The following is a 9,565-nucleotide window of genomic DNA, read 5'->3' as shown; positions in this document are numbered from 1 at the left end:
TTACGTTCTAACATGAAATTTTCCCTTGTGGGAGTAGATCTTTCCCCTATTTTTGATAACCTATAAAAGTTTTATCTTTATTTCTTTTAATATATAAGATATATATTTATAATAGATTTTTAATACAGCTAGTATGCTTGTTAATAAGATGTCTGACCTAATTAAAAATATTTGTAAAAATAGTAGCAATGTATTTTAAAAGTTCAAAAAACCTATTTTTCTGAATTTTATTATCTACTTAAAATTTAAAGGAATTATGAATATAATACGCCAATGAGGGGGCTGCACTAGTTACTTAGCACTCTACTAATAAAATTATTAAATATAAGGAGATATTAACTATGTACAAACAAATGAAATCTTACCTTATTGTCATAGTCAATTATTAATGCTCTCATTACGTTACCCTTTTTCAGGTAAAATAAAAAAACGGATACTCCCACCGTAGGAGCGTCCGCTATAAATATACTTTTAAATGGTTAGTATTTTTCTACACTAAAGATTCCTAAAAAGAATCTATTATTATATCCCCAATCCCTATTTACCTGTCCAGCTAAAAGCCATCGGACCTTATTTCGAAAACTCTGAAAGGGAGTTTTATTAATGATATTATTTTAAATAAAACACGTCTGTGTTAAACGTTCCTAAGTATACAGAACCTGAAGCTGTTGTTTTGTACGTATCAACTTTCAAACGATATGTTCCTTTTTCAGAAATGCCTACACCATTGTAATTGACTGTACCAATGTCAATGCCCATTCCTACATATTCCTTAGGTACAAACCAAGAAATTAAAGGCTTGTTCACATTTTCCCACGTGCCATTTGCTCGCTGAATTTGTGGTTGCATACGAAGCTCAACTTCATAAGCCTTGTTGTCATTTTTGATTTTAATATTTATATATGAATCTGTACCAACATAATGATTTACTTTTGTTGTATTTACGCTAGCTCCGTAACCTGAAGCCGCTGCTGCTTTTGCTACAGGTTTAGCTAATTCTAGCGTAGTTAAACCTCCTAATGCGATTGCTGAGACCAACATTGTCATACCCATTTTCTTTTTCCATGTTTTCATGCGAAATTCCCCCAATTTTCAATTATTTTATCGTGTTATTTTTACTGGCACTGTGTACATTTTATCAATTGAACCAGCAGCATTTTCAATTTCAACTTTCATACGAAAAGCACCTGTTTCTGCGATTGATTCGCCATTGCCTGTTGAAACGATAATTTCTTCATTTGTACCAGCTGGTAACATAGAACCCCAGTTGAAATCAGCATCATAATAATCCCAGCCAGTTGCGTATTTCTTTTCAATAGGAGCTTTGTAATGCACATCATAATCTTTATCATTTGTAGCTTTTACGATGATGTTTTGTCCCATATAATGTTGTGTGGCATGTCATTGAATTGTAAAATTGTTCAACGTTTCGCTAGGGCCACAAATGTAACGGCACTTTTCATCTGCATGTGCTTTCGGTGTTTCTAAATTCATTAATGTTACGCCGCCAATTGCTAAAACTCCCGCTCCCGCTACTGATTTAAATCTGTTGATTTTAAATGTCATTTTTGTACTTCCCTCAGGATTTAAATGACTCTCCTTCAACAGGATGTGAATTAATAACGTGATACTCTTTTTGTGATTTTAAAAATTTCTTTCATAGAAATGCTCTTGTAACATCTATTTTGTGCATTTCCTTATCTTCGAGGCCAATGTGAATCTCCCATGTTGCTGATTTAAAATATCCGAAAAAAATATTATGTTTATTACCAACTTCTTTATCCCCATGCTTATTTTCCAAATTTAAAAAATCCCTGTGTTATAAAAATATATATTCCCTTCTAAAAATATTTAAACGTGTTCTGGTATGAATAATTTGATGAACATTATAAGAACCCCCTTTCATATTAATCCCATTATATCACAATTAAGTAAAATATAACCTTTTATCAAAGTATATATAGCGCAACTCTTCGTGCAACAGCAAGTCAGCTAATCTTCCAAATCGCTTCATTTCTGAACACTTTTCTTTATTTTTCAAGAATTTCTTGTAATGTTTTTATTTCTGTGACTATATTAATAAAATCATTATTTATATTTTCCTCGTGTACCATTTCTATCATTGTAATAATTGAATATTAAGAATTATTCTGATATAAAAAAGGGAAATGTTATATAAAAAAGAAATACTTTGTATTTTAGTTTACAAATATTAGAATAAGAGGCACTAATTAAAGTTTAAAACTTTAGTTTGACGGTCATGTTATTATACGATAAAAAATGAACACAAAGTTTTATCTCATTAGGGGCATAACATCAAAAAGGCGGAGTTCTTAATGCACCTCCACCTTTTTAATATATAAAGAATCATTTGATTATTTAACAGTATGTTTTTAAAGTCTCTATATTTTAGATATCTTTACAGCAAAACCGAATTCCCCTATTTTTTTGAAGAAACAGGATCCATTTTTAATGTTTTTATTCCTTCTTTTAATGTAAACGCATCTGCTCTTAATGTTTTCCAACTATCTTTCGCTGCATTCAGGTTAGGTTTTAAGAATTTAAATTTATTTTGATCTGCTTTTTGGGATGCTTTATCAATATGATTAAGTACTCCTGAATATTGAGAATCTAAATCATGCCATTGTGCTGACATATAGGTAAGAGCATTAATAGCTGATCCAATTGCATTTTGCATTTCAGCAATATTATTATACGCAACTCCAACTACACGATTTAATGTTATTTTATAGTCCACCGTTTGGCGTAATTGCGCTAATAATGGCTCTAACGTGCCTAAATTGTCTCTCGCTACCCCTATCATTACACCGCCAGCAATCCATGTAGGAATTGAGGGAACTGATACAGTTATTATTCCATCCGATTCTACTTGTTTAAAATGTCTTACTTGCTCTAAAACATCATTTAGGCGCTTTTCATCTTCATCTATTCCAGATGCTTGGTTTTTTAAAATCGATTGCAAGATATCTTTATGCCCCCCAAATGCTCGGACATCTTCGCCAATATTATCTCTTAACTTAGCTAGTTCTTGTATTAAATTCTGTGTATATGCTTGGTTTTGTTTAATCTCACCTTGTAAATCTGTAATACCTTCTTTTAATGTATCAGCATCTCCTTCATTAATTGCTTCTACTAATGTATCGTAATAATTGTCAAATGTGGTATCATACTCTACTATCCCCGTCAGTGTATCTAAAAGTTGTTTTTTTATATGTGAATCCCATTTCGTAGCATGTTCTCTTGCATTCTTTTGATCTTGTAGAATTTGAGTAGGTAGATTTGTATATCCTTTAATATCAATTCCTTCAAAGTTAACATCTGGATTATTAATTAACAAATAAGAGTAATCATTCATGGATTTTGCAAATACCCCAGCATCTTGCAAAGCTTTTTTCATCTTTTCACTGTTTACAGAAAGAGATATATCTTCCGTACTCATTTGTTCTATTTTACTTTCACTTGCAAAAGCTGCTACTGGAGAAACTACAGTAGTTGTTGTCAGAGTTAAAAACGTCGATACAGCAAGTAGTTTATAAGGAAAATTAGTATTCATTTTAATTCCTCCTATACATATATATAAATTTTCAGTTTGTTTTTTCATGCTTAAAAGCAATGTCTTTTGAAATGAATTCTGCGTCCTTATGAATATCATCCCAACTTAGTTTAGCAGCCTTTAAATCATCAGGTATTAACGACAGTTTATGTTCTTGCATTTGATCGATATTATCATATAAATCTTTATAATTTGCCCCCATTGTATTCCATTGTTGTTGAATACTTGTTAGAGACATAATTGCTTGATCCACTGTTTGATACAAATATGTTAAAGTGTCTTTTGTATTAGTAAGTGAAATAACTGCTTGGTTAGCTAAATCTGCTTTCATACTTAATTCTCCAATTTTATTCGAAATTTCATTGTAGGAGTTCATATGATTAGATGCCTCAACACCAGCAGCTGTTCCTAAACCAATACCCGCTGCCCCTAGTGCTGTAAGACCACCAATAACAGCTGGTGTCGCTGTGCCACCAGTCACAACAATTACTACCGCTCCTGCAATCGTTCCAATAACTAAAATAGCTGCTCCTAATCCACCACCAATTGACCAGGCTAATACATTATCAAAATGTGTTTTCTGCGTAGAACGTAAATTCTCAATTTCGGCCTGAAGTTGTGGGACTAGTGCTTGTTTTCCCGCTAATATAGCCGTTAATCCTCCCTGACCATCTGGACCTCCAACATTATTTTTAAAATCTATAGTATTTTTATACAACTTTTTTTTGAAAGCCTCTAACATCATAATGACTTCCGTAACTTCTTTTGAATTTGTATGAATCGTACCGATTAAATCATCTATACCTTCTTTGAGCCCCGCCTTATCTTTCTTTTTTACAGTATCTACTAGTGTGTCGTAATAATTTTGAAATTGTTCATCATAATTTACAATATTACGTGCCGTCTTTTGAATGCTTGGCTTCGCCGCATCTAACCAGTAAGTTGCATTGATTCGTGACAGTTCCTGATTCAGGTGAATGTTTTTGATTAATTCTCCTCCTCCTGAACCTAAATCAATATTGGATAAATTTACATTCGGTTGCTTAATCATTGTTTTTGCGTACAAATCCATTACAAGAATATGAGAACCTGTTTCAGCCAATGCTTTCTTTAACCCTTCAGGTCCTAACTCATACTTTTCTATTTTCTGTTCTTGAACTGTCTGTTCTTTTGCTGTCTGTTCTTTTGCAAGTGCATGAATAGTACTACCATTCGTAGCAGTTATAACCGTTGCTAAAGTGGCTACAGTTATGACTTTAAATGGAAATTTCATCATTTAATTTTCCTCCTTATTTTCAGTTACATTATAACTCTTCCGTTAAATCCAATTTCTTGATATTAAAATTTATTAACTTGTTCTTCGAGTTGATTTGTTACATTTTTTAGTCGTCTTAATGTATCTTTTTGAGACTGAGTGTTATTAGTATCAACTTCAGTCGATAATTTTGTAATACTATTATTTATTAGAAACAAATCCTCTTTGTAACGTTTCATTAGCTCAATTTCCCCATCTACTTGGTTAGCAAATGTATGCAAATCATTTTGCATGAAAAGAATCATTGATTTTTGTAAATCTGCTACTGTTAATTTAGTTGTTAAGTCATATAATTTCTGGTTTTGTTTCTCTAAATCATTTAAATGTGCTCTTTGCTCTGTTGTTAGTTTATTAATTTCGGCAAAGGTACTATATGTTTTTTTAATTTTTTCAGGATCAATTACTTTCATAAGATCATACTCTTTGGTTTTTGTAACTGCAGCTGCAGCAATTTCACCTTTTTTATTTTTCTCTATCGCTTCACGTGCTTCTTTTTTGGCAGCTTCAATTTCTATGGCTGATTTTCCCTTTTCTGTTGCTTCTTGCTCTGCTTTCTTCTCTGCTTCTACAATAGCATTGTTTATTTCTTTCCCTTTGTTATACGCTACTACTGCTGTTTGAGCAGCCGGTTCAATGATATCTTTTGATAAACTATAAATTTCTTGGAATACCTTTAACCCTTGTTCATTTAAAGCTCCTGGTAATAATGCTATTTGCTGTAAATCATTTTGAATTGATTTTTTTGTATCTAGCATTTCAGTTTTTAACTTATCTATTTTTCCTGTTCCCTCTGAACTAAGGATACTCTGTGCTTTTGTCACATCGGTATCAAGATTTTTCAACTTCTTATCTACCTGTAGTTTTATATCTGTTAACTCATTAATTTGACGTTGCACACTTTCTTGGTTTGTTATGGTCATGTCTTGAAGGACTTCCAGTCTATCTGTAAACCCTTCTTTATCTTCCTTATTATCTACAAATCCTTTTAATGTTGGATAATAACTATTAAATTTAGTTACAAATCCTTTACTTTTTGAATTTAATAGAATTAATTTTGGATAAAGTTCGGATGACCACTCTTTCATATCTTGTTTAATTAGAAATTGATTTGTATTTAAAGATGGAACTTCTTCAAGTTGTACATTCGGGCTTCCTAAGGCTCCATCTATAAAGGTTTGTGTTAATTTGGAGTGTGCACCTATTTTTCGTAATGCTGAGGAAATATCTATATTATCTTGTTTCGTTTCTGCCTGAACGATTGGCATTGCGAGTGTATTGATAGGAATAGTCGCACCAGAAACAATTGATGTTATTAAAAATCCTGCCATAATTTTATTCTTCATTCCGTACACCTCTTCACTATTATTTTTTACGATTTTAATCGTATATGTTGTAAAATCTAACGTTAGAATTTTTCCTCTCGTACACTCGATTTTTAATAGAGCGTAAAGACTTTACTTCCCCATCATTTAAGCACTATGTTTTTCATAAGTAAACTAGAAAATCGCATTTGTTATATTTGATTTTTCTGATATTAAACGTTTTGTTTTTTTAAAGTTATACTTAAAAAACTTAAGTAACACTATCACTTCACGAGGTGAAATAATTATACTACGATAATCAAACGAAATATTTAATGATATCCTTCAATCTTAATATATATCTTTCTAAAAAATGATTTTAATATAACTTTATGGTTTTTATGTATATATGTACTTTATATGAATATGCAAAATTACATATACACAACCGAAGTGACCCCATAAAATTGAACAAAACAGTACTGTATTCAGAATAGTATAGACTTACAAAAAACTCTTCTTGCCTATAGAAGAGTTTTTTACTATGATTTCACTAATCTATTAAGAGTATTAACAATTATTATGTATAGATTAAATCCCATTAAAGCAAAAAAAGATGTCCTAATACCATATTTAGGACATCCCTTCAATTTACTCTTCTTATACATAATTTATCTGCCTATTCATTACATTTTATCTATTATAACTTGCCTTTTATACCACCGGTTCAACTTCTCCTTAGCAACACCAGAAAGACGCTTAGTTTTTTGATTGTAGAACCTTGAAAGAGTAGGTTGTGATATACCTATCTCTTCTGAAAGTTCCCTCATTGTTATATTCTTCTTCGTGTGTAGAAATACTATTTTTTCACGGATCAAATATTCACTTTCATCCCCACTTATGGGCTTACTTTCTTTCTTAGCAACAGCTTTTTCCGCTTGTATTACATTGGTAGTTTTCTTTTTAGGCAAACTCTCCATTGAATTCATTAATTCTTTAGGTGGAAATATTCTAATACCTAACTGCGAATAATAATTTTTAAACCAATTCTTCTTTGTTAATTTTTCTTCATCTAAGCCATTTTCATACTCCCAATGGGAAATAACCTTTTCACGTTCTAGATCCATTAAGACATTTTCTAATTGGTCTCTAATTCTATTAGGTTTTTGATTTTGTTTAATATCCATTACTGCTAAAAGTCCTTTATCCCCACCTATAGAATAGGGCCTGCTTAAACTAGAAAACATTTGTCGAATTCTCCACTGCCATGTTAAATAACGAATTAGCCTTTTATGATACTTATGTCTATAACTATTGTATTCAAGTGCTTTTTTAGAGAGTAACGCATTTGTACTATTTGAGCCATATAAATAGCTTGACAAGAAACTACCTGGTTTAATTCGACATGATTCTATTCCCATGTATTCATTAGTGTTTTTATCTCTCCAAAGCACCACTGAATCGAGTACAAAAAGCCTTTTTATGATTTCACGTTTTACTTCGTAATGTTTACCAGGTTCTGCACGATCATTTAATACTACAACCTCATTTTCATCATTAAGATATATAAAAATACTTGCTAAAGCAGCAATTCTTTTAGCAACTTTAATCTTATCTTCAGCTCGATAATATTCAACTCCATTAGCTTTTGCCTTAGGAATACTACACATTTCTAAAACTTGTTCATATGAAAAATCAATGAACTCATCTGGTGATTTAGCCTCATTCAACCATTGAATAGTGATAGAATCCAGACAATCTGCTGTTAAGTCGTCCATATTACTCATAACACCATCCACGAGAGTATTCCACCGAGCTGCTTCCTCTATGTTTGTTAACCTTAAATCTTCATCTTTATGAGAAGAAAGTTGAGCCAGTCCATTACTATCCTTTGTTTCAATTGGATATGACTTGATTTTCGTTTCTTCATCCTCTTCAAATTGATTTTTCGCAATTCCATCTCTTAACTTATAATAAACAGCAGAGTTATTAACCTCATAATAATCATTTGGTTTTACTCGATTATCATGCTCTAACGGAATAGATTCCATTTCATTGTTACTCTTTATAGACCTTAAAAACTCCTGATGAATAAATAGATCAATTGCCTTTTGTATTTCATCTTTATATTGATCTATCTCTGTGAATATTTGTAATGAAGAAACTCCTCTTTTTTGCTGCTGTTCAAGCCACTGTACTAGCATTGAAAAAGAAGGAGAAAAATATGAAGAAGTTACTATCTTACTGTTATCTTCTTTCACATCCTTATAATAGGCATTCCATTTATGCCACAATGCCTCGTTTTCTTTATAAAGTGGTTCCGATATTAATAATGCATCACGAAACAATTGAAGAACATTATCCATACGCCCCCTCCTTCTTCGTTAAATTTTAAGCTATTTTTATTTCAAGTTGAAATAATATAGCTATATGAATTCCCTTATATAAAAACACGAAATATTATCAGAAATTTCACTCAACATAAATGACGTTTCATCACATAGCATGCAAGTTTCTTCTTTTATTTATTATATAGAACAACAACAATTTGTAAAACATAGCTAATGTAAAGCTACTTTATAATAACATTAGCACCATTAAATAAGATTATTTTCATATAAACATGAAAATCTATAGCGGTATCATGTCCCTTTCGAGAAAAAGATGAAAATTGTATCAATATCTTTATTAAAAATAATAAACGAAAAAATTTTTTCATAAACCCCTATATCCCTGATATAAAAGGATTTGTTCAATCCTCTTAATATTAAACATGAAAACTTATAGCTATATCATGTCCCTTTCGAATTTATCTTGAAAGGCTTAAAACCACCTATATATCAATGTTTATAATGCTAATTTTCATTTTAAAAGTTCTTTGCCCTACATGAAAACTTATAGCGGTATCATGTCCCCTTATTTCAAAAACATGAAATACAAAATAGCTATATCATGTCCCTTTCGAAAACTCTAATATTTGATATGACGCCTATCACATCAACGATTTAAAGTTATTCTCCAAAAATCCACTGAACATAAAAAGATGAAAATCTTTAGCGGTATCATGTCCCTTTCGAGATACTCCAAATTCATTAAAATCATTATTAAATCAAGCATTACAAAGGTTTTCACTTCTAGTTCTTTTCTTTCTAGAAAGATGAAAATCTACAGCGGTATCATGTCCTTTATTTTTTTTTGCATATTCATGAAACCCCTTGTGGCTCTAAGATTCAAGATACTTTTCACCTTTTCATATTTCGCCTTAAAGGAGGACATTTTTACATTTTTCGATTTGCTATAATCAAATTGGTATATTTTATAGTCTTTTGGCATATATTTCTGAATTTGTAGAACGGAGGTGAAAAAGATGGGGAA

5 protein-coding genes and 1 pseudogene are annotated in these 9,565 nt (G+C 31.2%); all 6 read right to left on the bottom strand.

Features of this window, described 5'->3' with window-relative positions:
- Nucleotides 1-609: 609 nt before the first annotated feature.
- Nucleotides 610-1,074 carry a DUF5065 domain-containing protein gene (locus CER22_RS30140; RefSeq protein WP_088610406.1) on the bottom strand — a complete coding sequence of 155 codons (465 nt, stop codon included), beginning with the start codon at nucleotides 1,072-1,074 and terminating at the stop codon, nucleotides 610-612.
- Nucleotides 1,075-1,101: 27 nt separating this feature from the next.
- A pseudogene (locus tag CER22_RS30135) lies at nucleotides 1,102-1,554 on the bottom strand (hypothetical protein).
- An 886-nt stretch (nucleotides 1,555-2,440) separates the two neighbouring features.
- Nucleotides 2,441-3,574, bottom strand: a complete 1,134-nt coding sequence (gene hblA / locus CER22_RS30130; protein ID WP_088610405.1) for a hemolysin BL binding component B — start codon at nucleotides 3,572-3,574, stop codon at nucleotides 2,441-2,443.
- Between the two features lie 31 nt (nucleotides 3,575-3,605).
- On the bottom strand, nucleotides 3,606-4,850 hold the full coding sequence (hblD, locus tag CER22_RS30125) for a hemolysin BL lytic component L1 (protein ID WP_088610404.1): 1,245 nt from the start codon (nucleotides 4,848-4,850) through the stop codon (nucleotides 3,606-3,608).
- A gap of 62 nt (nucleotides 4,851-4,912) precedes the next feature.
- The gene (hblC, locus tag CER22_RS30120; protein WP_088610403.1) at nucleotides 4,913-6,232 is read right to left on the bottom strand and encodes a hemolysin BL lytic component L2; all 1,320 of its coding nucleotides are present in this window, start codon (nucleotides 6,230-6,232) and stop codon (nucleotides 4,913-4,915) included.
- 644 nt (nucleotides 6,233-6,876) lie between these two features.
- The gene (locus CER22_RS30115; protein WP_088610402.1) at nucleotides 6,877-8,556 is read right to left on the bottom strand and encodes a helix-turn-helix domain-containing protein; all 1,680 of its coding nucleotides are present in this window, start codon (nucleotides 8,554-8,556) and stop codon (nucleotides 6,877-6,879) included.
- Nucleotides 8,557-9,565 lie beyond the last annotated feature (1,009 nt).

Origin of the sequence: Bacillus sp. K2I17 (genome assembly GCF_002209985.1) — a bacterium.
Lineage (GTDB): Bacteria > Bacillota > Bacilli > Bacillales > Bacillaceae_G > Bacillus_A > Bacillus_A wiedmannii.
The sequence above is the reverse complement of the archived record's forward strand: the minus strand, read 5'-3'. Positions and strand labels throughout refer to the sequence as shown.

Bases quoted from the DNA above. Each gene is read 5' to 3' on its own strand.
- CER22_RS30140 (WP_088610406.1), bottom strand. From the start codon at position 1,074: ATGAAAACATGGAAAAAGAAAATGGGTATGACAATGTTGGTCTCAGCA.
- hblA (WP_088610405.1), bottom strand. From the start codon at position 3,574: ATGAATACTAATTTTCCTTATAAACTACTTGCTGTATCGACGTTTTTA.
- hblD (WP_088610404.1), bottom strand. From the start codon at position 4,850: ATGATGAAATTTCCATTTAAAGTCATAACTGTAGCCACTTTAGCAACG.
- hblC (WP_088610403.1), bottom strand. From the start codon at position 6,232: ATGAAGAATAAAATTATGGCAGGATTTTTAATAACATCAATTGTTTCT.
- CER22_RS30115 (WP_088610402.1), bottom strand. From the start codon at position 8,556: ATGGATAATGTTCTTCAATTGTTTCGTGATGCATTATTAATATCGGAA.